Annotated in this window: 21 protein-coding genes, 2 tRNA genes and 1 pseudogene; 9 read left to right on the forward strand and 15 right to left on the reverse strand. The window is 66.8% G+C overall.

The window, feature by feature from the left end; genetic code table 11:
- The first annotated feature begins 33 nt into the window (after positions 1–33).
- Genes AU193_RS07450 through pknB form a run of 6 tightly spaced genes read left to right on the forward strand, consistent with a single transcriptional unit; the run spans position 34 to position 8,214 of the window.
- Complete coding sequence (locus AU193_RS07450) at positions 34–501, forward strand: FHA domain-containing protein (protein WP_064421724.1); 468 nt, start codon at positions 34–36, stop codon at positions 499–501.
- Positions 498–2,069, forward strand: coding sequence for a PP2C family serine/threonine-protein phosphatase (locus AU193_RS07455; RefSeq protein ID WP_064421725.1), 1,572 nt, complete (start codon positions 498–500; stop codon positions 2,067–2,069). Before AU193_RS07450 ends, AU193_RS07455 begins: the two co-directional genes overlap by 4 nt.
- Entirely contained in the window at positions 2,066–3,478 is a 1,413-nt protein-coding gene (locus tag AU193_RS07460) for an FtsW/RodA/SpoVE family cell cycle protein (RefSeq protein ID WP_064421726.1), read from the forward strand. The genes AU193_RS07455 and AU193_RS07460 overlap by 4 nt, the downstream gene beginning before the upstream one ends.
- Positions 3,475–4,950 (forward strand): D,D-transpeptidase PbpA, encoded by a 1,476-nt coding sequence (gene pbpA, locus AU193_RS07465; protein WP_064421727.1) that lies wholly within the window; start codon positions 3,475–3,477, stop codon positions 4,948–4,950. Before AU193_RS07460 ends, pbpA begins: the two co-directional genes overlap by 4 nt.
- 46 nt (positions 4,951–4,996) lie before the next feature.
- A complete protein-coding gene (locus AU193_RS07470; protein WP_064421728.1) occupies positions 4,997–6,340 on the forward strand; it encodes a protein kinase in 1,344 nt (447 codons plus the stop codon).
- Complete coding sequence (gene pknB, locus AU193_RS07475; RefSeq protein ID WP_064421729.1) at positions 6,337–8,214, forward strand: Stk1 family PASTA domain-containing Ser/Thr kinase; 1,878 nt, start codon at positions 6,337–6,339, stop codon at positions 8,212–8,214. Before AU193_RS07470 ends, pknB begins: the two co-directional genes overlap by 4 nt.
- Here pknB and AU193_RS07480 read toward each other — a convergent pair.
- Positions 8,192–8,878, reverse strand: a complete 687-nt coding sequence (locus tag AU193_RS07480; RefSeq protein ID WP_064421730.1) for an aminodeoxychorismate/anthranilate synthase component II — start codon at positions 8,876–8,878, stop codon at positions 8,192–8,194. The two genes, pknB and AU193_RS07480, sit on opposite strands and share 23 nt — an antisense overlap.
- Positions 8,879–8,959: 81 nt before the next feature.
- Positions 8,960–9,745, reverse strand: coding sequence for a DUF881 domain-containing protein (locus tag AU193_RS07485; RefSeq protein WP_082682873.1), 786 nt, complete (start codon positions 9,743–9,745; stop codon positions 8,960–8,962).
- Positions 9,746–9,840: 95 nt separating this feature from the next.
- Here AU193_RS07485 and crgA point away from each other — a divergent pair, with 95 nt between their 5' ends.
- Positions 9,841–10,104: a cell division protein CrgA gene (gene crgA, locus AU193_RS07490; protein WP_064421732.1), complete on the forward strand. Its 264-nt coding sequence runs from the start codon at positions 9,841–9,843 to the stop codon at positions 10,102–10,104.
- A 154-nt stretch (positions 10,105–10,258) separates the two neighbouring features.
- Complete coding sequence (locus AU193_RS07495; protein ID WP_064421733.1) at positions 10,259–10,681, forward strand: PH domain-containing protein; 423 nt, start codon at positions 10,259–10,261, stop codon at positions 10,679–10,681.
- Between the two features lie 9 nt (positions 10,682–10,690).
- Here AU193_RS07495 and AU193_RS07500 read toward each other — a convergent pair whose 3' ends face one another.
- Complete coding sequence (locus AU193_RS07500; protein WP_064421734.1) at positions 10,691–11,218, reverse strand: peptidylprolyl isomerase; 528 nt, start codon at positions 11,216–11,218, stop codon at positions 10,691–10,693.
- A gap of 106 nt (positions 11,219–11,324) precedes the next feature.
- Here AU193_RS07500 and cwsA point away from each other — a divergent pair, with 106 nt between their 5' ends.
- Positions 11,325–11,630 (forward strand): cell wall synthesis protein CwsA, encoded by a 306-nt coding sequence (gene cwsA / locus AU193_RS07505; protein ID WP_082682874.1) that lies wholly within the window; start codon positions 11,325–11,327, stop codon positions 11,628–11,630.
- A gap of 1 nt (position 11,631) precedes the next feature.
- Here cwsA and AU193_RS07510 read toward each other — a convergent pair whose 3' ends face one another.
- The 12 genes and pseudogenes from AU193_RS07510 to dnaA all read right to left on the reverse strand — a co-directional run bounded on the left by AU193_RS07510 (position 11,632) and on the right by dnaA (position 24,624).
- Positions 11,632–11,904 carry a hypothetical protein gene (locus tag AU193_RS07510; RefSeq protein WP_064421736.1) on the reverse strand — a complete coding sequence of 91 codons (273 nt, stop codon included), beginning with the start codon at positions 11,902–11,904 and terminating at the stop codon, positions 11,632–11,634.
- A gap of 198 nt (positions 11,905–12,102) precedes the next feature.
- Positions 12,103–12,175 (reverse strand) — tRNA-Ala (locus AU193_RS07515).
- Positions 12,166–12,294 carry a hypothetical protein gene (locus AU193_RS23725; protein WP_256364332.1) on the reverse strand — a complete coding sequence of 43 codons (129 nt, stop codon included), beginning with the start codon at positions 12,292–12,294 and terminating at the stop codon, positions 12,166–12,168. Before AU193_RS23725 ends, AU193_RS07515 begins: the two co-directional genes overlap by 10 nt.
- A gap of 16 nt (positions 12,295–12,310) precedes the next feature.
- Positions 12,311–12,384 (reverse strand) — tRNA-Ile (locus AU193_RS07520).
- A 110-nt stretch (positions 12,385–12,494) separates the two neighbouring features.
- Positions 12,495–13,400, reverse strand: coding sequence for a DUF3566 domain-containing protein (locus AU193_RS07525; protein ID WP_064421737.1), 906 nt, complete (start codon positions 13,398–13,400; stop codon positions 12,495–12,497).
- 30 nt (positions 13,401–13,430) lie between these two features.
- Complete coding sequence (gyrA, locus tag AU193_RS07530) at positions 13,431–16,433, reverse strand: intein-containing DNA gyrase subunit A (protein WP_064421738.1); 3,003 nt, start codon at positions 16,431–16,433, stop codon at positions 13,431–13,433.
- 30 nt (positions 16,434–16,463) lie between these two features.
- The gene (gyrB, locus tag AU193_RS07535; RefSeq protein ID WP_064421739.1) at positions 16,464–18,500 is read right to left on the reverse strand and encodes a DNA topoisomerase (ATP-hydrolyzing) subunit B; all 2,037 of its coding nucleotides are present in this window, start codon (positions 18,498–18,500) and stop codon (positions 16,464–16,466) included.
- A 248-nt stretch (positions 18,501–18,748) separates the two neighbouring features.
- Positions 18,749–19,303: a DUF721 family protein gene (locus AU193_RS07540; RefSeq protein WP_064421740.1), complete on the reverse strand. Its 555-nt coding sequence runs from the start codon at positions 19,301–19,303 to the stop codon at positions 18,749–18,751.
- Positions 19,300–20,460 (reverse strand): DNA replication/repair protein RecF, encoded by a 1,161-nt coding sequence (recF, locus tag AU193_RS07545; RefSeq protein WP_064421741.1) that lies wholly within the window; start codon positions 20,458–20,460, stop codon positions 19,300–19,302. The genes AU193_RS07540 and recF overlap by 4 nt, the downstream gene beginning before the upstream one ends.
- Before the next feature lie 11 nt (positions 20,461–20,471).
- Positions 20,472–21,374 (reverse strand): annotated as a pseudogene (gnd, locus tag AU193_RS07550) (phosphogluconate dehydrogenase (NAD(+)-dependent, decarboxylating)); the annotation flags it as partial.
- A gap of 19 nt (positions 21,375–21,393) precedes the next feature.
- The gene (gene dnaN, locus AU193_RS07555; RefSeq protein ID WP_064421743.1) at positions 21,394–22,593 is read right to left on the reverse strand and encodes a DNA polymerase III subunit beta; all 1,200 of its coding nucleotides are present in this window, start codon (positions 22,591–22,593) and stop codon (positions 21,394–21,396) included.
- Between the two features lie 546 nt (positions 22,594–23,139).
- A complete protein-coding gene (dnaA, locus tag AU193_RS07560; protein WP_064421744.1) occupies positions 23,140–24,624 on the reverse strand; it encodes a chromosomal replication initiator protein DnaA in 1,485 nt (494 codons plus the stop codon).
- Positions 24,625–25,155: the final 531 nt, after the last annotated feature.

The raw sequence follows: 25,155 nt of genomic DNA on the forward strand, positions 1-25,155 counted from the left end.
GACCGAACGGGATGGAGACGGAGAGGACGTCGGATGCAGGGGTTGGTTCTGCAGCTGACGCGCGTCGGATTCCTTCTGCTGCTATGGCTGTTCATCTGGTCGGTGCTGCGGATCCTGCGGACGGATCTCTACGCCCCGACGGGTGCCGTCATGGTGCGCCGCGGGTTGCCGCTGCGCGCGTCGCTGCTACCGAACCGCGCCCGTCGTAACGTGGCCCGGCACCTGGTGGTCGTCGAGGGGGCGCTGGCCGGTACGCGCATCACGCTGGGCAGCCAGCCGGTGCTGATCGGGCGGGCCGACGACTCGACGTTGGTCCTCACCGACGACTACGCGTCGACGCGCCACGCGAGGCTGTCACCTCGAGGTTCGGAATGGTACGTCGAGGACCTAGGATCGACCAACGGCACATACCTCGACAGGGCGAAGGTGACGACGGCGGTACGCGTTCCGATAGGCACGCCGGTTCGGATCGGCAAGACGGTAATCGAGCTGCGCCCGTGACGCTGGTGCTTCGTTACGCCGCGCGCAGCGACCGCGGCCTGGTCCGGGCGAACAACGAGGACTCGGTGTACGCCGGCGCCCGGCTGCTCGCGCTGGCCGACGGGATGGGCGGCCACGCGGCGGGCGAGGTGGCCTCCCAACTGGTGATCGCCGCCCTGGCCCACCTCGACGACGACGAGCCCGGCGGCGACCTGCTGAGCAAGCTCGACGCCGCGGTGCGCGAGGGCAACTCCGCGATCGCCGCGCACGTGGAGGCCGATCCCGAGCTCGAGGGCATGGGCACCACACTGACCGCAATCCTGTTCGCGGGCAATCGACTTGGCTTGGTGCACATCGGCGACTCGCGGGGCTATCTGCTACGCGACGGCGAGCTGACCCAGATCACCAAGGACGACACCTTCGTTCAGACCCTCGTCGACGAGGGCCGCATCACCGCCGAGGAGGCCCACAGCCATCCGCAGCGGTCGTTGATCATGCGCGCGCTGACCGGCCACGAGGTCGAGCCCACGCTCATCATGCGGGAGGCGCGCGCCGGCGACCGTTATCTCCTGTGCTCCGACGGTCTGTCCGACCCGGTCAGCCAGGAGACGATCCTGGAGGCGTTGCAGATCTCCGATGTGGCCGAAAGTGCCGACCGGCTCATCGAATTGGCGCTTCGCGGCGGCGGTCCCGACAACGTCACCGTCGTGGTGGCCGACGTCGTCGACAACAATTCCTACGACTACGGACAGACCCAGCCGATCATCGCCGGTGCGGTGTCGGGTGATGCTGACCAGCCGCCCCCCAACACCGCGGCCGGTCGCGCGTCGGCGTTCAACCCGCGACGCAACGAAGCCAAGCGCGCGCTACCGGAACCGGAGGAACCGCCGCGACCGCCCAAGTCGCGGCGGCGAATGTTCATCGCCGCCGCCCTTGTCCTACTGGTCGTCCTGGCCGGATTGGCCGTCGGCCGCGAGATCATCCGCAGCAACTTCTACGTCACCGCCGATGACGACATCGTCTCGATCATGCGAGGCGTGCCCGGATCGATCCTCGGCTACCCACTGCAGGAGCCGTACCGGCAGGGCTGCCTGACCGAACGGAACGGGCTGACTCTCATCAGTCCCGACCAGGAGCCGCGCGATTGTCAGCCGCTTCGTGTGTCCGACCTCAAGCCGTCCGAACAGCGACAGGTCATCTCCGGTCTGCCGACGGGGTCGGAGGATGAGGCGATCACCCAGATCAATCAGCTCGCGCGGGACTCGCTGCTGCCGGTTTGCGCGCCGCCACCCCCACCGCCGCCGCGCACGACTGCACCGCATAGTCCGGCGCCGTCGAATTCGCCTGGCGTGCCGAACAATCCGCCCACGCGCGGTGAGACCGGGAGGCCGGCCCCTGAGACCCCGCGAACCGTGACGCCGCCGGCGCCGAAGCCACCCCCGCCGCAATCTCCGCGGGCGGAACCGGGCACGCCGCCGCTTCCAGAGCCCGAGGAGTCGCCGACGCCTCAACCGCCGCCCCCGCCGACCGTCACCGCGCTGCCTCCCCCGCCGCCCGAGCCGGGAGTCAACTGCCGGGAAGTGTCATGACGACCCAACCGCAGTCCGCCATTTCCGTCGCGCCGCCACTTCCCAACCGGCGCAACGCCGAACTGCTCCTGCTCGGTCTCGCCTCCGTCATCACCACCCTTGCGCTCCTGCTCGTCGAAGCGAACCAGGAGCAGGGCCTGCACTGGGATCTGGCGCGGTACGCCGTCGCATACATGGCGCTCTTCAGCGGGGCGCACCTCGCGATACGGCGCTTCGCCCCCTACGCCGACCCACTGCTGCTGCCGGTCGTCGCGCTGCTGAACGGCCTGGGGCTGGTGATGATTCACCGCCTCGACCTCGCCGCCGGTGAGCTGTCCCAAGACGGCCTCGGCGGCACGGCGAACCAGCAGATGCTGTGGACCCTGCTCGGCGTCGTCGGGTTCTCGCTCATCGTGATCTTTCTTCGTGACCATCGGCTCCTGGCGCGCTACGGCTACGTCTGCGGGCTCACCGGCCTCGTTCTGCTCGCGATCCCCGCGGTGCTGCCCAGCGCGTTGTCCGAACAGAACGGCGCCAAGATCTGGATCCGTCTGCCGGGCTTCTCGATTCAGCCCGCCGAGTTCTCCAAGATCCTGCTGTTGATCTTCTTCGCCGCGGTCCTGGTGTCCAAACGAAACGTTTTCACCAGCGCCGGAAAACACGTTCTGGGCATGGATCTGCCCCGCCCCCGCGACCTGGCGCCACTGCTGGCCGCGTGGATCGCCTCGGTCGGCGTGATGATCTTCGAGAAGGACCTCGGCACCTCGCTGCTGTTGTACGCGTCGTTTCTGGTGTTGGTCTACGCGGCCACCGACCGGCTCAGCTGGGTCGTCATCGGGCTGGCCTTGTTCGCCGCGGGAAGTGTTGCCGCATATCACCTTTTCGGCCACGTGCGGGTGCGGGTGCAGACGTGGCTGGATCCGTTCGCCGATCCCGACGGCGCGGGCTACCAGATGGTGCAGTCGTTGTTCAGCTTCGCGACCGGAGGCATCTTCGGCACAGGACTCGGTAACGGCCAACCCGGCACGGTGCCCGCCGCCTCGACCGACTTCATCATCGCGGCCGTCGGTGAGGAACTCGGTCTGGTGGGGCTGGCCGCGGTGCTCATGCTCTACACGATCGTGATCATCCGCGGCCTGCGCACCGCGATCGCCGTGCGCGACAGCTTCGGGAAGCTTCTGGCCGCGGGCTTGGCGTCGACGCTGGCGCTGCAGCTGTTCATCGTCGTCGGCGGGGTCACCAAACTCATCCCGCTGACGGGACTGACCACGCCGTGGATGTCCTATGGCGGCTCGTCGCTGCTGGCGAACTATGCGCTCCTGGCGATCCTGGTGCGGATCTCGCATGCCGCCCGCCGTCCGATCATCGCCGGACCCCAGACACCCACGCCGATAGCGGCTGCCGGTACCGAGGTGATCGAGAAAGTATGAACACCTCGCTGCGCCGCATCGCCCTCACCGTCATGGCCCTGATCGTGCTGTTGTTGGGCAACGCCACACTGACGCAGGTCTTGACGGCCGACGGGCTGCGCTCGGATCCTCGCAACCAGCGGGTACTGCTCGACGAGTACTCCCGCCAGCGAGGACAGATCTCCGCAGGCGGTCAGCTGCTGGCGTATTCGGTGTCCACCAACGGCCGGTTCCGCTTCCTGCGCGTGTATCCCAATCCGCTGGCCTACGCCCCGGTCACCGGCTTCTACTCGCTGCAGTACTCGAGCAGCGGCCTGGAACGCGCCGAGGACTCCATCCTCAACGGCTCCGACGAGCGGTTGTTCGGCCGTCGGCTCGCCGACTTCTTCACCGGTCGCGACCCGCGCGGCGGCAACGTCGACACCACGATCAAGCCACAGGTTCAGCAGGCGGCGTGGGACGCGATGGAAAAGGGCTGCGACGGTCCGTGCAAGGGTTCGGTGGTGGCCATCGAGCCGTCGACGGGCAAGATCCTGGCAATGGTGTCGTCGCCGTCCTACGACCCGAACCTGTTGGCCACCCACGACATGGCCGCTCAGACCCAGTCTTGGCAGCGGCTGCGCGACGATCCCGAATCGCCGCTGCTGAACCGGGCCATCTCCGAAACCTATCCGCCGGGATCGACCTTCAAGGTGATCACCACCGCGGCGGCGCTGCAGCGCGGCGCGACGGTGAACACCCAACTGACCGCACAACCGCGAATTCCGTTGCCGGACAGCACCGCAACGCTGGAGAACTTCGGCGGCTCGCCCTGCGGCGGCGGTCCGACCGCGTCGCTGCGGGAGGCGTTCGCCCGCTCCTGCAACACCGCGTTCGTCGAGCTGGGTATCGACACGGGTGCCGACGCGCTGCGTTCGACGGCGCACGGGTTCGGGCTCGACGCACCGGCGCCGGCGATCCCGCTTCAGGTGGTCGAGTCCGGTGTCGGTCCCATCCCCGACGCCGCCGCGCTGGGCATGTCGAGTATCGGGCAGAAGGACGTCGCGCTGACCCCGCTGCAGAACGCCCAGATCGCCGCGGCGATCGCCAACAAAGGGGTGGCGATGCAGCCGTATCTGGTCGATAACCTGAAGGGACCCGATCTGGCGAACATCGCCACGACGGCGCCGCAGGAAGAGCGCCGGGCGGTGTCGGAGCAGGTCGCCGATACACTTACGGACTTGATGGTCGCCGCCGAGCAGGTGACTCAGCAGAAGGGAGCCATCGCCGGCGTGCAGATCGCATCCAAGACCGGCACAGCGGAGCACGGTACCGATCCACGCAACACCCCTCCGCATGCCTGGTACATCGCCTTCGCCCCGGCCCAAGCCCCCAAGGTGGCGGTCGCGGTGCTGGTCGAGAACGGCGGTGACCGGCTGTCGGCGACCGGCGGCGAGCTGGCCGCTCCGATCGGCCGCGCCACCATCGCAGCGGCCCTGCGGGAGGGCTCATGAGAGCTCGGACGTGGGTGTTCCGCGCGGCATGTGATCAGGGGGCCGTATGACGGCTCGCGTGGGAGTGACGCTGTCCGGTCGCTACCGGTTGCAGCGGTTGATCGCCACCGGCGGAATGGGACAGGTCTGGGAGGCCGTGGACTCGCGGCTGGGGCGCCGGGTCGCGGTCAAGGTGCTCAAGGCGGAGTACTCGACCGACCCCGAGTTCGTCGAGCGGTTCCGGGCCGAGGCCCGCACCGTCGCCATGCTCAACCATCCCGGCATCGCCAGCGTGTACGACTACGGCGAGACCGATATGGACGGCGAGGGGCGCACCGCATACCTGGTGATGGAGCTCGTCAACGGTGAACCGCTGAACTCGGTGCTCAAACGGACCGGCCGGCTGTCGCTGCGACATGCCCTCGACATGCTCGAGCAGACGGGCCGTGCCCTGCAGGTCGCCCACAGCGCGGGTCTGGTGCATCGCGACGTGAAACCGGGCAACATCCTGATCACCCCGACGGGCCAGGTCAAGCTCACCGACTTCGGCATCGCCAAAGCCGTCGACGCCGCGCCGGTGACACAGACCGGCATGGTGATGGGCACCGCCCAGTACATCGCGCCCGAGCAGGCCCTCGGACACGACGCCACCGCGGCCAGCGACGTCTATGCGCTGGGAGTCGTTGGCTACGAATCGGTTTCGGGTAAGCGGCCGTTCACCGGTGACGGTGCGCTGACGGTGGCGATGAAGCACATCAAGGAGACGCCCCCGCCGCTTCCCGCCGACCTGCCGCCCAACGTGCGCGAGCTGATCGAGATCACGCTCGTCAAGAACCCCGGTATGCGATACCGCTCCGGCGGGGCGTTCGCCGACGCGGTGGCCGCGGTGCGTTCTGGACGGCGCCCCCCGCGGCCGAACGCCGCGCCCTCGATCGGTCGCGCCGCTCCGACCGCGGTGCCGTCGGCCACGCAGGCGCGCGCCGCCGCGGACGTGACCGGCCGCGCCCCGGTCACCGCCGCCCGCGCGCGTCCGGCCACCGGCAGCCATCGGCCTCCCCCGCCGCGGCGGACGTTCTCCTCAGGCCAGCGCGCGCTGTTGTGGGCCGCCGGCGTGCTCGGAGCGCTGGCAATCATCATCGCGATCCTGATCGTGCTCAACGCTCAGGACCGCCAGGACAGGCAGACCCCACCGCCGACGATCACCAACACGATCACCGAGACAACCCCGTTCGAGACACCTGCGGCGCTCCCCGACCGGACCGTCCGGGAGCACGACGGCGGTGGTGAGCGACAATCAGGGGTAACCACACCGCAGGCGATGGCGTCACCGGCAATGCCGCTGGTATTGCCGTCGCCCTCCGCACAGGAGCCGTACCCGTGGCGTTCGGTTCCAGAACAGACATCGCAATGACGACCCCGCAACACCTGTCCGACCGCTATGAGCTCGGCGAGATCCTGGGCTTCGGCGGCATGTCCGAGGTGCACCTCGCGCGCGACGTCCGGCTGCACCGCGACGTCGCGATCAAGGTGCTGCGCGCCGACCTCGCCCGCGACCCGAGCTTCTACCTGAGATTCCGCCGCGAGGCACAGAACGCCGCGGCCCTCAACCACCCGGCGATCGTCGCGGTCTACGACACCGGCGAGGCCGAGACGCCTCAAGGCCCGCTGCCCTACATCGTGATGGAGTACGTCGACGGCGTGACGCTGCGCGACATCGTCCACAACGACGGCCCGATGGAACCGCGGCGGGCAATCGAGGTGATCGCCGACGCCTGCCAGGCTTTGAACTTCAGCCACCAGCACGGCATCATCCACCGCGACGTCAAACCGGCCAACATCATGATCAGCAAGACCGGCGCCGTGAAGGTGATGGACTTCGGCATCGCCCGCGCGTTGGCCGACGCCAACAGCGTCACCCAGACCGCGGCGGTGATCGGCACCGCTCAGTACCTGTCGCCGGAACAGGCCCGCGGCGAGAAGGTCGACGCCCGTTCCGACGTCTATTCGCTGGGATGCGTTCTGTACGAAATCCTCAGCGGTGAGCCGCCTTTCGTCGGTGACTCGCCAGTGGCGGTGGCCTATCAGCATGTCCGCGAGGATCCGGTGCCGCCGTCGCAGCGCAACCCCGCGATCGGCCCCGAACTGGACGCGGTGGTGCTCAAGTCGTTGGCAAAGAACCCCGACAACCGGTATCAGACCGCCGCCGAGATGCGCGCCGATCTGGTCCGGGTGCACAGCGGTGAACAACCGGAGGCGCCGAAGGTGTTCACCGACGCCGAACGCAGCTCGCTGCTGTCGGCGCCGCCGGGCCACGAGCGCACCGAGCCGATCGACCCGATGCCTCCGGTGCCGGCGCCCGATGACGCGGACCGCGACCGCCGCGGGTCGGTTGCCCGGTGGCTGGCAGCCGTCGCGGTGTTGGCCATCCTGACGGTGGTGGTCACCGTCGCGATCAACATGTTCGGCGGAACCACCCGCAGCGTGGAGGTGCCCAACGTCAGCGGTCAGCCGTCGGCTGACGCGATCGCCGAGCTGCAGAACCGCGGATTCAGGACCAGGACCCAGCAGCGGCCGGACTCGGTGGTACCCCCGGACCACGTGATCAGCACCGATCCCCGCGCCGAGACGTCGGTCGAGGCGGGTGAGGAGATCACCCTCAACGTCTCCACCGGCCCAGAGCAGCGCGAGATCCCCGACGTCAGGAACCTGACCTATTCCGACGCGACGCAGAGGTTGGAAGAGGCCGGTTTCGAGAAGTTCAAGTCGTCGTCGTCGCCGTCGACACCGGAGCTGAAGGACAAGGTCCTCGGCACCAGTCCCCCGGCCAATCAGACGTCGGCGATCACCAACGAGATCACCATCATCGTCGGGTCGGGTCCTCAGACCCGTTCCGTCCCGAACGTCGAGAATCAGCCGGAGGCGTCGGCGCGACAGATCCTGACCGCCGCCGGGTTCACCAATGTGGTGTCGGTTCAGGTCGATAGCCCCGAACCCTGCGGACAGGTGATGGGCACGCTGCCGACGGCCGGCCAGGAATCCGTGGTCGACTCCCCGATCCAGCTACAGCTGTCGGCTTGCAACCAGTTCCTGATGCCCGACCTGCGCGGCATGTTCTGGGTGGACGCCGAGCCACGGCTACGCGCGCTGGGATGGACGGGTTTCCTGGACAAGGGCGCCGACGTGCCGAACAGCGGGCAGCGCACCAACGCGGTGGTGACTCAGAACCCGGCCCCGGGCAGCGCGGTCAACTTCGGGTCGACGGTCACGCTGAATTTCGCGTCGTAGCAGCTTCCCGACCGGCGGCGATGGCGCTGGTGACCTCGTCCTCCAGCTGCCGAACCACGGACTCGGCGGGCGCGGCGCCGCAGCAGCCGAGCCAGTTCGCCAGCACCCGGTGCCCACCCTCGGTCAGGATCGACTCGGGGTGGAATTGCACGCCGTGGATCGGCAACTCGACGTGACGCACACCCATGATGACACCGCCGTCGGTGCGCGCGATCACCTCGAGCTCGTCGGGCACCGTATCGGGCAGGATGGTCAGCGAGTGGTACCTGGTCGCGGTGAACGGGTTCGGAAGTCCTTGCAGCACACCAGAATCGGTGTGGTGCACGACGCTGGTCTTACCGTGCAGCAATTCGGGCGCACGGTCGACGGTGCCGCCGAAGGCGACCCCGATCGCCTGGTGTCCGAGGCATACGCCCAGCAGGGGCGTCCCGGCCGCGGCGCACGCCTCGACGAGGGGGATGGAGGCACCCGCCCGCTCGGGCGTACCCGGGCCGGGCGACAACAGCACACCGTCGAATTCAGCGGCGGCTTCGGCGATATCGGCGGCGGTCGCCAGTCGGTCGTCGTCGTTGCGCCATACCTGAGCCTGCACACCGAGCTGGCCGAGGTACTGCACCAGGTTGAACACAAAGCTGTCGTAGTTGTCGACGACCAGGACCTGCATCAGCCCAGGTTACTGGTCGCGCATTCGGCGTCCCCGGTGCGCCGGTGCGACGTAGGACACCGAGGCTGCGTCCCGCCGGCATCAATACCCGATCGGTCCCGCCGGCTTGGCGAACCGCATCCGCAGCGGCTCCTTGTGCCCGACCAGGTCCACCGACGCCTGCGGTTCCTCTGAATAACCCAGGCCGAACCGCACCACGTACTGACGGTAGAGGGTGACCAGGGGAGCGGCCGCCAACGCCGCCTGCATCGCGGATGCGTCGCCGATCGCGGTGATGACGTAGGGCGGGCTGTACGTGCGCCCGTTGAGCAGCAGGGTGTTGCCGACGCATTTGGGCGCCGAGGTGCCGATGATGCGCTGGTCCTGCATCTGGATGCCCTCGGCTCCGGCGCTCCACAGCGCGTTGAGTACGGCGTCGATGTCCTGCTGGTGCACGACGAGGTCGTCGGGGGTGGCGTCGCGGGGGAAGCGGCCCTCGGCGTCGCGTTGCGCGTCGGTGAGCGTGACCACCAGGCCTGGGCCCCGCAGCGGTTCCAGGTCCGCCTCGGAGGCCAATTGCGCTGCGCGTGCGGTGATCGCGGTCAGGGCCGCATCCGTGCCCGGGCTGCCCCCGTGGTGGGTGTCGACGGCCGACACCAGCGCATCGCGTTCCGCGCTGAGCCGGTCCACGGACTGCTGGGATTCGCGCACCAGGTCGACCAGCCGCGGGGCGTCGCTGCGCCGGATCTCGTCACCTCCGGACACGCCGTGGGTGGCGGCGAGCAACAGGCCGGCGAGCAGACAGACCACCGGCACCCCGTATCGCCACGCCGACCAGCGCCGGCCGACCGCGCGCGGCGTCGGCTTGCGACTATGCGACCGCTGCAATGGCTTCCCTGACTCTGAAGTGCCGACCTACGTTAGGCTCGCACGTACATCGTCGTACTCCTACATCGTCGCACTCAGCTGTCCCGAAGGTACCCATGCCCAAGTCCAAGGTCCGCAAGAAGAACGACTTCACCGTCAACCCGGTGAGCCGGACGCCCGTCAAGGTCAAAGCCGGGCCGTCGAGCACCTGGTTCGTCGTGCTGTTCGTCAGCCTGATGCTGATCGGCTTGGTCTGGCTGCTGGTGTTCCAGTTGGCGTCGTCGGCCATCCCGTTCCTCGCAGAGCTCGGCCCGTGGAACTACGCGATCGCCTTTGCTTTCATGATCGCCGGGCTGTTGCTCACCATGCGGTGGCGCTGAGATTGCCGCCGCTGGAATGAATTCAATCTTGTCACCCAGCGTTAGCCCGCCAGCAACCGTTCGGTAATCGGATTACACGGATGTGATTCATCCCCATTGGGGATAGCACTTGTGGATAACCGCATACATCCCGGTGGAAGGGTGTGCATAGCCCGTGCAGCAAACTCATTGGAGCCCTCCCGCGGCCGGCATCGCGGCGTGCGGCATAGGCGGGATAATCCTGGCCGCCATCGCTGTGACCCTGATCACAGACCCGCCGGGGCGCCTTCTCGGGGGGGTCGCCGGGGTGGGTTTGCTCGTGTTTGCAATCTTCTCGTGGCGCGCGCGCCCGAAGCTGGCAATCAAGAACGACACCCTCGTCAGCCGCGGTTGGTTTGGCACCAGAGTGTTGCCGCGCAGCGAGATCGACGTGATCCGGATCACCGAGTTCCGCCGGTTGGCCCGCAAAGTCCGGTTACTTGAGATCGACACCACCGAGGGGGACCTGATCGTGTTCACCCGTTGGGATTTGGGGACCGACCCGCTGCACGTCCTCGACGCACTCACCGAAGCCGGCTACGCCGGCTCGGCCTCCTGACGACTCGGCTCAGGCGATCGTGATCGAATCGACGACCACCGGGTCCGTCGGCCGATCGCTGCGATCGGTTTCGGTGGTGGCGATGGCGTCGACGACCTTCTGCGACTCCGCGTCGACCACCTCGCCGAAGATCGTGTGCTTGCGATTCAGGTGCGGGGTCTTGGTGACGGTGATGAAGAACTGCGACCCGTTGGTGCCCGGGCCGGCGTTGGCCATCGCCAGCAGGTAGGGCCGGTCGAACTGCAACTCGGGGTGGAACTCGTCTTCGAACTTGTATCCCGGTCCGCCGCGACCGGTGCCGGTCGGGTCGCCGCCCTGGATCATGAAGCCGTCGATGACGCGGTGGAAGACCACGCCGTCGTAGAAGGGTCCGGACGTGCCGCCCGATGCGTTCTCACCGCTGTAGTCCTTGGTTCCCTGCGCCAGGCCGACGAAGTTGGCCACGGTCTTGGGCGCGTGGTTGCCGAAGAGTGCGATCTTGATATCGCCGCGGTTGGTGTGCAGGGTCGCGGTCGCTGTCTGAATGGGGCTCGTCACGGGGTGTCAGTGTGCCACGCCGCGTTCGGCGCCCTTCCGGCACCGTGGCGTTCGGGTAGATGGCAGGCTGTTGTGGTCGCACCCCGGCCGCGAGAAAGGCACGCCCATGAGCACCACGACCCCCCGGTATCGCCGCGGCCGTATGAGAGCTCAGCTGAGCGAAAATCTGGCCACCGCGCAGGAGGTGATCGCGCAGGAGCTCGCCGCCGCACAGCAGGTCGTCTCACAGTTGTTGCAGGGGGAGACTCCGGCTGCCGCGAGGGCCAGGCAACGTCGGCGTCGGCTGCTGATCGCCACGGCCGGTGTGGTGGCGCTGGCCGGGGGAGCGGTGGCGTTCTCGATCGTGCGGCGGTCGACGCAGCCCGAGCCGTCGCCGTTGCCGCCCAGTGTGGAGGTCACGCCCAAGCCGTGAATCACTGCACTTTCTTCAACACGTCCTTCATCGCTTGCGTGTGGTTTCGCGACAGCTTGGCGGTGTCCTGCGTGGGCGGCGGCCCGGGCGTGCCGCTCGTGGTGTTCTCTGCGACGACGACGGTCGGGCCGACCGGTTGCTGAGGGTCGGCGCCGGCGGGCGCTGCACCGATGAAGGCTGCCGTGGTGATCGCGCCTGTGGCAAAGAGGAGGGCGGCGCCGGCGAAACGGGTGCGGCACTTGATTGCTGCGCCGGAAGTGCGGGTGACGGTCATGCGTGCTCCTTTGTTGTGATCGCCTGTGGCGCGATCGATCAGTAAGGAGAATGCTGCCGAACCAATAGGGTGCACGAAATCGCGCCGCCGGTAGTTTTTCGATCCTCGATCGAAGGTTTTCCTGTCGATCGGGTAAGGGCATCGCCGACGTACTCATCAGCCCGATGGGTGTGCAATCGACTCGATCAATGACTGAAGTGGAGCCTAGGAGAATCGAACTCCTGACATCTACCTTGCAAAGGTAGCGCTCTACCAACTGAGCTAAGGCCCCTGGTCCGCCGGCGGCGCATCGGGCACCGCATGCCACACCTCGATGCCGTGGCGCGAGCGCCAGACCGCGACGGTGACTGCGGCGGCGATCGCGGCGGCGATCAGCAGCACCCGCCTCATGGTGTGAACCTTTCCGTGGGGCTAGGAGGACTCGAACCTCCGACCTCTTCGTTATCAGCGAAGCGCTCTAACCGCCTGAGCTATAGCCCCGTATCGCCTTGATGGCCGAGCGACGAGATTACCGCAATCGTGGGTTCGCGCCCAAACCGCGGTGTGCGGCTCGGCGGGCGGACGATTAATCCCGGTCGGCGAGCCGACAATTAATCCCGGTCGGCGAGCGTGACTTCCACGCCGCCGACCAAGTCCGTCGTCAGGTTGTAGATGAACGCGCCGATGGTCGCCATCGCCGTCAGCAGCACGATGTTGACCAACCCGATCAGCGTCGCACCGCCGAAGATGGTTCCGCTGGACACCAGTTCACCGCCCGAACCACCGCCCGCGCTGGTGAGCAGGTCGCCGACGTTGGTGTTGAGCTTGCTCCACACGCCCATGCCGCCGAGCACGAGGTACAGGAACGCGACGGCGATCATCCACACGAAGAACAACGCGACCGACAACACCGCCGACACCTTGAGCGTGCTCCAGGGGTCGATCCGCCGGATCTGCATGCTCGCCCGCACCGGACCCTTGTGCCGGGTGCCGACCTGGACGCGGGCGGCGGTCGCGGGTCTGGCTCCCGGCTCGGAATGCGGACGGTCGGCGGGCTTACGCGGCTGCTGCTGCGGTGGACGCGGCATCGGACCGGACAGGTCCGGCAGTTCACTGGCGTAAGCCTCGGGGCGCGAAGTCTGGGTCCGCTCGCTGCTCGCCCGGACCTCCTCGGTGTGCGCCCCCGGGCCGACGAAGTACCGGTTCGGCCGGCCGCCGGCAGTGGGAGCGTTGTTCGGATGACCTCGGGTGTCGTCGCCGGGCCGCTCGGGCGGAGGACCGTCGTCGCCCGGTCCCTCGCCACGGGGACCGGCGACCGGCGCCCGTGTCGGCGCCTCCGGCGGCCGCTGGCCCAGGTGTGCCGCTCGCGCCGCCGGGCCTCGCTGCCATGGCGGCACCTCGGCGCGGTCGGGAACCTCAGACCGCGCGCCGGGGGCGTCCTGGTTGGCCGCGGAGCCGTTGGCGCCGCCTGGTCCGTCGCCCGCGTGCGGGCGTCCCGGCTCGTTCGGTGAACTCACCTACGGCTCCTCACTGGTCCCGTCGCTGGGTCAGGCACCGGGGTCGGTGTTGACCTCGTCGGTGCTGTCGCCTTCCTCCGCGTTGCGCGCGATGGCTATCAGTGTCGTGCCCTCACCCAGGTTCATCAACCGAACGCCCTTGGTTTGCCGCCCGGCCTTGCGAACCTGGCGAGCAGCGGTCCGGATGACGCCTCCACCGGAGGTGATGGCGTACAACTCTGTGTCGTCGTCGACGATCAACGCTCCCACAAGATTGCCACGGCGTTTGTCGAATTGGATCGTCAGGACCCCTTTACCGCCGCGGCCCTGCACCGGGTACTCGTCGATCGCGGTGCGCTTGGCGTACCCGCCGGACGTGGCGACCAGCAGGTATGTATCCGGTCGCACCACGTTGAGCGACAGCAGTTGGTCGTCGGTGTTGAACCGCATGCCCTGCACGCCGGAGGTCGCCCGGCCCATCGGGCGCAGTGCCTCGTCGGTTGCCGAGAACCGGATCGACTGGCCCTTGGCCGACACGAGCAGCAGGTCGTCGTCTGCCGAGCAGAGCACCGCGCCGACCAGTTCGTCACCGTCGCGCAGGTTGACCGCGACGATGCCGCCGGAGCGGTTGGAGTCGAAGTCGACCAGCCTGGACTTCTTCACGAGGCCGTTGCGGGTGGCCAGCACCAGGTACGGCGCGTCCTCGTAGGTCTTCAGCTGGATGACCTGCGCGATCCGTTCTTCCGGCTGGAATGCCAGCAGGTTGGCCACATGTTGGCCTCGCGCGGTGCGCGACGCCTCGGGCAGCTCGTATGCCTTGGCGCGGTAGACCCGACCCTGGGTGGTGAAGAACAGGATCCAGTCGTGCGTCGAGCAGACGAAGAAGTGGTTGACGATGTCGTCCTGCTTGAGCCCGGCGCCCTGCACGCCCTTGCCGCCGCGCTTCTGGCTGCGATACAGGTCGGTCTTGGTGCGCTTGGCGTAGCCGGTCTCGGTGATGGTGACCACGACGTCCTCGCGGGCGATCAGATCCTCGTCGGCGACGTCGCCGTCGGCAGGCACGATGCGCGTACGGCGGTCGTCGCCGTACTTGTCGACGATCTCTTTGAGCTCGTCGCGCACGATGCCACGCTGCCGTTCCGGCTTGGCCAGGATGTCCTCGAGGTCGGCGATCTCGGCCTCGATCTTGGCCAGGTCGTCGACGATGCGCTGCCGCTCCAGGGCGGCCAGGCGCCGCAACTGCATGTCCAGGATCGCCTGGGCCTGGATGTCGTCGATGTCGAGCAGTTCGATCAAGCCTTGGCGAGCGACGTCGACGGTCTCTGACGCCCGGATCAACGCGATCACCTCGTCGAGAGCGTCGAGCGCCTTGACCAGGCCGCGCAGGATGTGGGCCCGCTCGTTGGCCTTGCGCAACCGGTAGCGGGTGCGCCGCACGATCACGTCGAGTTGGTGGTTGACGTAATGGCGGATCAGCTGGTCGAGGCGCAACGTGCGGGGGACACCGTCGACGATCGACAACATGTTGGCGCCGAAGCTGGTCTGCAGCTGGGTGTGCTTGTAGAGGTTGTTGAGCACCACCTTGGCGACCGCATCGCGCTTGAGCTCCACCACGATTCGCAGGCCGACCCGGTCGCTGGACTGGTCCTCGATGTTGGAGATGCCGTTGAGCTTGCCGTCGCGGACCTGCTCGGCGATCGAGGTGATGAAGTTGTCGTGGTTGACCTGGTAGGGCAACTCGGTGATGACGATGCCGGTGCGGCCGCGGGTGTCCTCTTCGATCTCCACCACGCCGCGCATCCGGATGGACCCGCGTCCGGTGGTGTAGGTGTCCGAGATCCCTTGTGAGCCGACGATCAGACCGTGGGTCGGGAAGTCCGGGCCCTTGACGCGTTCGGTGACGGCGGCGAGCGTGGCCTCCTCGTCGGCGTCGAAGTTCTCCAGGCACCAGTACACCGCTTCGGCGAGTTCGCGAAGGTTGTGCGGCGGGATGTTGGTGGCCATGCCCACCGCGATGCCGCCCGAACCGTTGGCCAACAGGTTGGGGAACCGGCTCGGCAGAACCGTCGGCTCCTGCACCCGGCCGTCGTAGTTGGGAATGAAATCGACTGTCTCCTCGTCGATTTCGCGCAACATCTCCATGGCCAGGGGAGTGAGCCGCGCTTCGGTGTTGTGGCTGACGAAGCCGTTGGTGATGAACGCGTGGTCGTCGGTGTCCACGCGTAGGCTGTAGACGGGCTGCACGCCCGCATCGCTCACTGACGCCACTCGCGCGTACGAATACTCGCCGAGACTGCCGTTGCTGACGGAATTCGGCCGATATTCGTCATCTTCTGCAGTTTCGCGAAGCATGGCAACGCAGTCGCCCGGCCGGATCTGCTCGATCAGCTTCCAGTCGAGTCGAGGACGGCTTCCGTTCTTCAGCAGACAGAGGAGCGGGTGATTGGCCGTGCCCGTCAGCGACCGACCGTCGACGGTCGTCACCGTGTACGTGTCATGGTCCCCGGAGTGGAACAGTCGATCGGCGACCACTGGTTCACCGTGACGGCCGAGAACTTTGAGCTCGATCACGTTGTCGGAGTTCGGCTTCGCACCTGGCACTACATCCCGGATCGCGATGGATTTGCCCTCCGGCAAGCCGACCAACGCATCTCCGGTCACGCAGTACCTCATGGCGGCCGGTGGATCGTTGCCCGGTGAGCCGAAGTTGCCCTGCCCGTCGACCAATGGGTAGCGCAACGACCAGGGTTGGGCCATCCGGACCAAGGTGTCGTAGATCGACGCGTCGCCGTGCGGGTGGTAGTTACCCATCGTCTCGGCAACCGAGCGCGCGGATTTCGCGTGGCTGCGGTCCGGCCGGAACCCGGAGTCGAACATCGCATACAGCACGCGCCGGTGCACGGGCTTGAGGCCGTCGCGCACCTCGGGCAACGCACGCCCGACGATCACGCTCATCGCGTAGTCGATGTAGCTGCGCTGCATCTCCTGCTGGATGTCGACCGGTTCGATGCGGTCGCCTGCTTCGTCGCCGGGCGGCAACGTGGTGTCGGTCATATCTGCCTTCGGCTCTAGGTGAATTTCGCCTTAAACATCAAGGAAGCGAACGTCTTTGGCGTTGCGGGTGATGAAGCTGCGGCGCGCTTCGACGTCTTCGCCCATCAGGATGGAGAACAGCTCGTCGGCGGCCGCGGCGTCGTCGAGGGTGACCTGGCGCAACACCCGTACCGACGGGTCCATCGTGGTCTCCCACAATTCTTTGGCGTCCATCTCGCCAAGACCCTTGTAACGCTGGATACCGTCGTCGGGGTTGATCTTCTTGCCCGCCTTGCGGCCGGCCTCGAGCAGCCCGTCGCGCTCACGGTCGGAATAGGCGAACTCCGGCTCGCTGCGCTGCCACTTGAGCTTGTACAGCGGCGGCTGGGCCAGAAAGACGTGGCCGTTCTCGATGAGCGGCTTCATGAACCGGAACAACAGCGTCAGCAGCAGCGTGGAGATGTGCTGGCCGTCGACGTCGGCGTCGGCCATCAACACGATCTTGTGGTAGCGCAGTTTGGAGATGTCGAACTCGTCGTGAATGCCGGTGCCCAGCGCGGTGATGATCGCCTGGACCTCCGTGTTCTTCAGCACCCGGTCGATGCGCGCCTTCTCGACGTTGATGATCTTGCCGCGCAACGGCAGGATCGCCTGGAACATCGAGTCGCGACCGCTCTTGGCCGAGCCGCCGGCCGAATCACCCTCCACCACATAGAGTTCGGACTTGCGCGGATCGGTGGAGCGGCAGTCGGCCAGCTTCCCGGGCAGCCCGCCGATGTCGGTGGCGCTCTTGCGGCGCACCAGCTCCCGCGCCTTGCGTGCCGCGATGCGAGCCTGTGCCGACGAGACAGCTTTGTTCACAACGGTTTTGGCCTCAGCCGGATTGGCGTCGAACCAGTGGGTGAGTTCCTCGTTGCAGATCTTCTGCACGAACGACTTCACTTCGGTGTTGCCGAGCTTGGTCTTGGTCTGACCCTCGAACTGTGGCTCGGACACCTTCACCGAGATCACCGCGGCCAGACCCTCGCGGATGTCGTCGCCGGTGAGGTTCGGGTCCTTGTCCTTGAGTAGCTTCTTGTCTTTGGCGTACTTGTTCACCACGCTCGTGAGCGCAGCCCGGAACCCCTCCTCGTGGGTGCCGCCCTCGTGGGTGTTGATCGTGTTGGCGAACGTGTGCACCGATTCGGAGTAACCGGCGTTCCACTGCATCGCGATCTCGACCTCGTGACGGTCGGCCTTGCCGTCGAAATCGATGATGCTCTGCTGGATCGGGGTCTTGGTGCGGTTAATGTGCTTGACGAAGTCGACCAGCCCGCCGGGGTAGTGGAAGACGCGGTGCTTGACCTTGTGACCGCCCGAGGACTCGGCCGCCTTTTCGTCGGCGCTCTTCGGTGCCTCGGCGGTGTCGCTGACCACCTCGTCGACGACCTCTTCGGCGCTCACCCGCTCGTCGGTCAACTCGATGGTCAGGCCCTTGTTCAGAAACGCCTGCTCCTGCAGGCGGCGCGCGACGGTCTCGAAGTCGTATTCGGTGGTCTCGAAGATGTCCGGATCGGCCCAGAAGCGGACCGTCGTCCCGGTCTTCTTGGTCTTGCCGCCCTGCTTGAGCTCGCCGGGCACCGAGCGGTCGTAGTACTGGAACCACTCGTAGCCGTCCCGCAGGATGGTCACCTCGACCCGCGTGGACAGCGCGTTGACCACCGAGACGCCGACGCCGTGCAGACCACCGCTGACCGCATAACCGCTGTTCTCGCCGCCGAACTTGCCGCCGGCGTGCAGTTGCGTCATGACCACGTCGACAGTGGGGATGCCCGCCTGCTTGTGCTTCTCGACCGGGATGCCGCGGCCGTCGTCGGTCACCTCGACGCTGCCATCGCTCAGGATGCGCACGTCCACGCGGGTGGCGTAGCCGGCCATGGCCTCGTCGATTGCGTTGTCGACGACCTCCCAGATCAGATGGTGCAGGCCACGCTCGCCGGTGGAGCCGATGTACATGCCCGGACGCTTGCGGACCGCCTCCAGACCCTCCAGGATGGTGATGGCATCGGCGCCGTACTCCTTGGGAGCACTCTTCTTCTGGGCAGCCACGTTGGACGGGTCTCCTTGGTCTCTTGCCGGGGAAGGCTGGCTAGGCGGCCGTACTACCGCCTGCGATCTGCTCCCATCTTACCGGCAGAGCCGGACAGGACCGACTCTGAGGGGGCGTTTCTGCACACCTATTTGCGCCGTCTGGGGAATTTCTCGATCGAAGGTGCCTCAAGACGCTTGAGAAGTAGGATCGCGCCGTTCTCGCGGCTTTGAGCCGACCGCTCCCCGTACCGGTTTCCGGCCCACGGCTAGCCGTACGTGTCGCGCGGCCCCCTGCCCGCGATGTGGTAGCGCCCCTTGCGCCACGACGGGGCGACCGGGCCGACGATCTTCAGCGATTTGACGACGCCGTCGCCCACCGCGTCCGCGATCTTGGCCAGCACCTGGGCCTGCACCATCCGCAACTGGGTCGCCCACGCGGTGGACTCCGCCGAGATGGTCAGCACGCCCTCGTTGAGTGAGGTCGGCGTCGCGTGCGCCGCGATCCCTTCACCGACGACACTGGGCCAACGGCCGAACACCGCACCTTCGGCGACGCGTCCGGACCATCCGCGGCTGCGGGCGAGCTCGCTGGCGGCCGGTCCGAACGGCTGCGGATCGCGCGAATCGGGGCCGGGACCCGACCACCGCCGACGCGTGTTGCCCGCGATCCTGCGGGGTGCTGTCCCGCGGCCGCGACCCACCTCCTTGCCCTGCCTGCGCGCGGCCCCGCGCGCCTCGTCGAGTGTGCGCCGCACCAGATCCATACCGCGCAGGTTGGCCAGGTGTTCGGGCGGGCCTGCTTCGTCGCCGGGCGACGTCATGGCTCCACCATCGAGATTCGTCCGAGATCCTCCTCGCGCATCGTCACCCCGATCCTGCGCGCATCCCAGTCGCCCGGGATGTCCTCCGGTACCGCCGCCGTGACCAAGACCTGCTCAGCCGCGGCCGCAACCGCGGCCAGCGCCTGCCTGCGCGAATTGTCCAGTTCGGCGAACACATCGTCGAGCAACAACACCGGATCGCCCCCTTCGGTGCGCAGCAGTTCGTAGGCGGCCAGCCGCAACGACAACGCCATCGACCATGATTCTCCGTGGCTGGCAAAACCTTTCGCGATCTGATCCCCGAGGCGCAATTCGAGATCGTCACGGTGCGGCCCGACCAGGCACACTCCGCGTTCCAGTTCGGCGTCCCGGCGCCGGGCCAGCGCGTCGAGCAGGGCGGCCTCGAAGATCTCCGCGTCAGCGGTTCCCGCGGCCGCCTCCGCCTCCACCACGTCCACACCGCTGCGGTAGCGAATCGCCGCAGCCCGTGACGACGGCGCCAGCAGCTGGTATGCCTTCTCCACCTCGGGCGCCAGTTGGCTGACCAAGGCCACCCGTGCGGCGATGAGCTTCGCGCCCTTCTCCGCAAGGTGGCCGTCCCACACGTCGAGGGTGTCGAAAACGCTTCGGTCCCCACGGAATCGAGCACCGGATGCCGTCTTCAGCAGCGCGGTTCGCTGACGCAGTACCTTGTCGTAATCTGCGCGGATCGCGGCGACCTGCGGGCGTCGGGTGGTGGCGAGTTCGTCGAGATAGCGACGTCGCTCACCGGGATCCCCGCGCACCAGCGCCAGGTCCTCCGGGGCGAACAGCACGGCCCGCAGCACGCCGAGAATTTCCCGGGCGGACCGAACGGGGGAGCGGTTGATGCGTGCCTTATTGGCCCGCCCGGCCGTGATCTCCAAGTCCACCGCCAGTTCCCGGCCTTCGTTGACCACGATCGTCGACACCACCGCGCGTTCGGCCCCCGTCCGGATCAGGGGAGCGTCGGTGGCGACCCGGTGCGATGCGAGGTTCGACGAATACCACAGCGCCTCAATGATATTCGTTTTCCCGAAGCCGTTGGGCCCGACGAACACGGTGCGGCCGGGTTCGAGATCCAGGTCGATGCGCGGCCACGATCGAAAGTCGGTCAGCGCCAGGCGGCGGACGTACACGACGCGACCGCCTACCCCGACTCGCTGACCCGCTTGACGGCGTGCCCACCGAACTGGTTCCGCAGAGCCGAGACCGCCTTCATCGCGGGGGAATCCTCCTGCCGTGAGGCGAACCGCGCGAACAGCGAAGCCGCGATCACCGGCATCGGGACGCGGTGGCTGATGGCCTCCTCGACCGTCCATCGGCCTTCACCGGAATCTTCGGTGTAGCCGCTGATCTCACCGAATTCGGGGTCTTCCTTCAGCGCCTTGGCCAGCAGCTGCTGCAGCCAGGACCGTACGACGGTGCCGTTGCTCCACGCCTGGATGACGGCCTGGGTGTCGGTGATGAGTTCTTCGGCCGCCAACAGCTCGTAACCCTCGGCGTAGGCCATCATCAGCCCGTACTCGATGCCGTTGTGCACCATCTTCGCGTAGTGGCCCGCACCGACCGGCCCGGCGTGCACGAACCCGTCTTCTCGCGGCCCCGGCGGCCGCAGCGTGTCGAAGATCGGCATCGTGCGTTCGACGTCGGCGTCGCTGCCGCCGACCATCAAGCCGTAGCCCTCCGTCAATCCCCACACCCCACCGGAAACGCCGGCATCGATGAACTTAATTCCCTTGTCGGCCAACAGTTTTGCGTGTGGCGCATCTTCGGTGTAGCGGGAATTGCCACCGTCGATGACCAGGTCGCCGGCACCGAGTTCGTCGGCGAGGGCGGTGATGGTGTCGTGGGTGATCGGCCCCGACGGCACCATGACCCACACCACCCGCGGTGCGTCGAGGGCTTCGGCCAGAGCCGCGAGCGTCGGCACATCGGTCACTTCCGGTCTCGGGTCATAGCCGACGACCTCATGGCCTCCTTCGCGCAGGCGCTCGCGCATGTTGAAGCCCATCTTGCCGAGACCGACCAGGCCGAGTTGCATGTGCGCCCCTTCCGTCGCGTCGGACCGGTCAGCCCGGCAGCCGCACCGGCATCAGCAGGTAGACGTAGTCGGTTTGCTGGGCGGGGAACGGCCCCGCCGCACCGACATCGGCGTCGTCGTCGCTGGCCGGACGTAACACCGCCGGACGGCTGGGTGTCGTGAAACCGAAGGTGACCCGCTCCGAATGCAACGAGCTCAGGCCGTCGGTCAGATACGTGGGGTTGAACGCGATGGTCAGCGGGTCGCCGGCGAAGCTGACCGGAAGGTCCTCCTCCGCACGGCCCACATCGTCGGCGCCGGCCGACAGGCGCAGCGAGTCGTCGGCGAATTCCATCCGCACCTGGGCACCGCGATCGGCCACCAGCGCCACCCGCTTGATGGCCTCGGTCAGTTCACCGACACCGATCGTCGCCATCGCGGTGTGTTCGGTGGGCAGCAGCTGGCGGAATTTCGGAAACTCCGCGTCGAGCAGCCGGGTGGTGCTGCGCTTGCCCCCGCTGCTGATACCGAGAAGCCCCTCCTTGCCGACCGCCGATCCCGCGCCCAGCGCCAGATGCACATCGCCGCCGTCGGAGCCTGCTTTGGCTGCTTCCGACAGTGTCTTGGCCGGCACCAGCACCGCCGCTTGCAGATCGGGGGCGGCCGTCGACCACGTCAGCTCGCGTACCGCCAGGCGGAACCGGTCGGTTGCAGCCAAAACCACCTTCTCCCCGGCGATTTCGACACGAATACCGGTCAGCATCGGCAGCGTGTCATCGCGGCCGGCCGCGACGGCGACCTGGCCGATCGCTTCGGAGAAGAGCTCGGCGGACACGACGCCGGTCTCGTCGGGCAGTGCGGGCAGAGTGGGGTAGTCCTCGACGGCCATCGTCGGCAACGAGAAGCGGGAACTACCACACGTCAGCGATAGCCGGGTGCCGTCGACGCTGACGTCGATCGGTTTGGCGGGCAACGCCCGGGTGATGTCGGACAACAACCGACCGGAAACCAAAATGCTGCCGGGTGAAGCGATCTCGGCGGGGACCCGCACCTCGGCGGAGACCTCGTAGTCGAATCCCGAGATCCTCAACCCATCCTCGGAGCCCGTGAGCAAGATGCCGGCGAGCACCGGGACCGTCGGCCGGGTCGGCAGATTGCGGGCCACCCATGCCACGGCTTCGGCGAAATCCTCACGCACCAGGCGGAACTTCAGATCGGTGACACCAACCGTTGTCGTCGCCACGTCCATAGGGTCCCTTCGATCGCAATCACGACAAGCCTCGAGCAGCGGTTTCCCGGTGTCTCACCACGCGTCTGAACGATGCGTCCCCGACGACCGTAACGGCTGTGATGACTCACCGTAGAGCTTTCCGTCCCAACTTGAAAGCTAATCGACCGGGGTGACATCGGCGCCGTCCGGCCGGTGGAATCGCCACCGGTTCCGTGCTTCCCCAAGCGCCTTCTTCCATAGAGATTCTCAGAAGATATCCAAGCAACAGTATTAGGGCCTGTGGACGCTGGGGATGAATACATGTCGGTGCTGGATACAGGCTTAGGAGGTTGTGAGGCAGCTGTGGATGAACGCGGCACCGGTCGGGACGAACTGTGTAGAGCCTGAAGGTTGTGCAGGATTCGGCCGGTGGTTCGGGGGTTGATCCCAGGTTCTCCACACCGATGTGCACAACGTTGCGTTGTGACTGGTGGTGCCGGCGGTGCAGAAGATTTTCGGAAAAAATTTGGCCGCGACACCCCTTCCGCGCGCGATCGAGCGCGAGGGGAGGAGTGGGAAGCTGGGTCAGCGCTTGGAGCGCTGACGGATCCGCGTCGTGAGTTCTTTGACGTGATCGAAGACCTCACGCCGCTCGGCCATCTCGCCGCGAATCTTCTTCTCCGCGTACATCACGGTGGTGTGGTCACGGCCGAACGCCTGACCGATCTTGGGCAGGGACAGGTCGGTCAGCTCCCGGCACAGATACATGGCGATCTGTCGGGATTGCGCCAGCGCGCGGGTCTTACCGGGTCCGCGTAATTCCTCGACGGTGGTCTCGAAGTATTCGGCGGTGGCCGCCATGATCGCCGCGGTGCTGATCTGCATGGTGCTGGCGTCGGAAATCAGGTCACGCAGCACGATCTCGGCCAGCGATTTGTCGATCGCCGTCTTGTTCAGCGAAGCGAACGCGGTGACGCGGATGAGGGCGCCTTCGAGTTCGCGGATGTTGCGCTCGATGCTGCTGGCGATGAGCTCGAGGACGTCGTCGGGAACATCCAGACGGTCCATCTGGGCTTTCTTGCGCAGGATGGCGATCCGCGTCTCCAGCTCCGGCGGTTGGACGTCGGTGATCAGTCCCCACTCGAATCGGGTGCGCAGCCGGTCTTCGAGGGTGGCCAACTGCTTGGGCGGGCGGTCCGACGAGATGACGATCTGCTTGTTGGCGTTGTGCAGGGTGTTGAAGGTGTGGAAGAACTCCTCCTGGATACCTTCCTTGCCTTCGATGAACTGGATGTCGTCGACCAACAACACGTCGATGTCGCGGTAGCTGCGCTTGAACGATGCCTTGCGGTCGTCGCGCAGCGAGTTGATGAAGTCGTTGGTGAATTCCTCGGTCGACACGTACTTGACGCGCATGCCGGGAAACAGCCGCTGAGCGTAGTTCCCCGCCGCGTGCAGCAGGTGAGTCTTGCCCAGCCCGGACTCGCCCCAGATGAACAACGGGTTGTACGCGCGGGCCGGCGCCTCGGCGATCGCGAGCGTCGCCGCGTGAGCAAACCGGTTCGAGGCACCGATGACGAATGTGTCGAACGTGTAGCGCCGGTTGAGGTTGACCGCCGTTGCGTCGTCGGCGAGCGTGTTCGGTGGCCGGCTGGTGAAGTAGGTGGGCCAACTTTCCTCGGCGCTGGCCCTGGCTTCAAGATCCTCGTCGACCTCGTCGGGTTCGGCGACGGCCGACAGTCCGTTGAGAGGGCCGTCGGTGTCGTCGGGGCCCGGGTCGGCGATGCGCACACCGAGTTCGACGCGCTGGCCGAGCTGGCGGCTCAAGGCGCTGATGATCGGCTCCCGCAGGTGACGTTCGATCTCGTTCTGCACGAAGGGGGTGGGCACCGACAGCAGGGCGAAGCCTTCGGTGATGACAAGGGGCTTGACCAGCTTCAACCAGGCTCTTTGCTGGGGGGTGAGGCTTGGGCCTGCGGTGTTGCCATCTGCGCTCGGGGAGCTGCCGTTGAGTTCGGCGACCACCGTGTTCCACACGGCTACGAACGGGGGGTCGGGGTCAGCTGTCAACGACGACTACCCCCTTGCGGCCGGCCAGAGACGACCAAATGAACGAGGACGATCTGTCCACAAAGTTATCCACAGGCTGTGGAGACTGGACAGTCGTCGTCGTTCTGTTTTCTACCGGCGGGGAGGCCGCGGGCCGGGGCACATCACAGATGTGAGACATCCTGTGGGCTCACGACTGGTCGGGCATCCTCGCTTCGTTGTCCGTCGCCGTTTCGTTATCGAAAGCGGCACTGGCAGAAGCTAACAGTTTTCTTCGCGGGTGCCAACCGTTCCGCGACATTGAATGGACGGATATTTTCACCTGTTGGTCGGCGGTGACAGGTGTTGCAAATGTGGCTGTCCCCACCGTCATTCGGCCAGGTTTGACCCAGCGAAATCTCCTCAGTACCCTCGAACAGTCGCCCGTACGAGGTGATACGGCTGCGACCCGGGCATCGACCGGGGACCGCGCCGGCTAGCAAGATGGACGAGCTTACCAACGGCAACTGCGTCCGAACCGATTCGTACGTCGTCGGTGGGGCTGCGGGTGCC

It is taken from the genome of Mycobacterium sp. GA-1285 (assembly GCF_001499905.1).
GTDB lineage: Bacteria > Actinomycetota > Actinomycetes > Mycobacteriales > Mycobacteriaceae > Mycobacterium.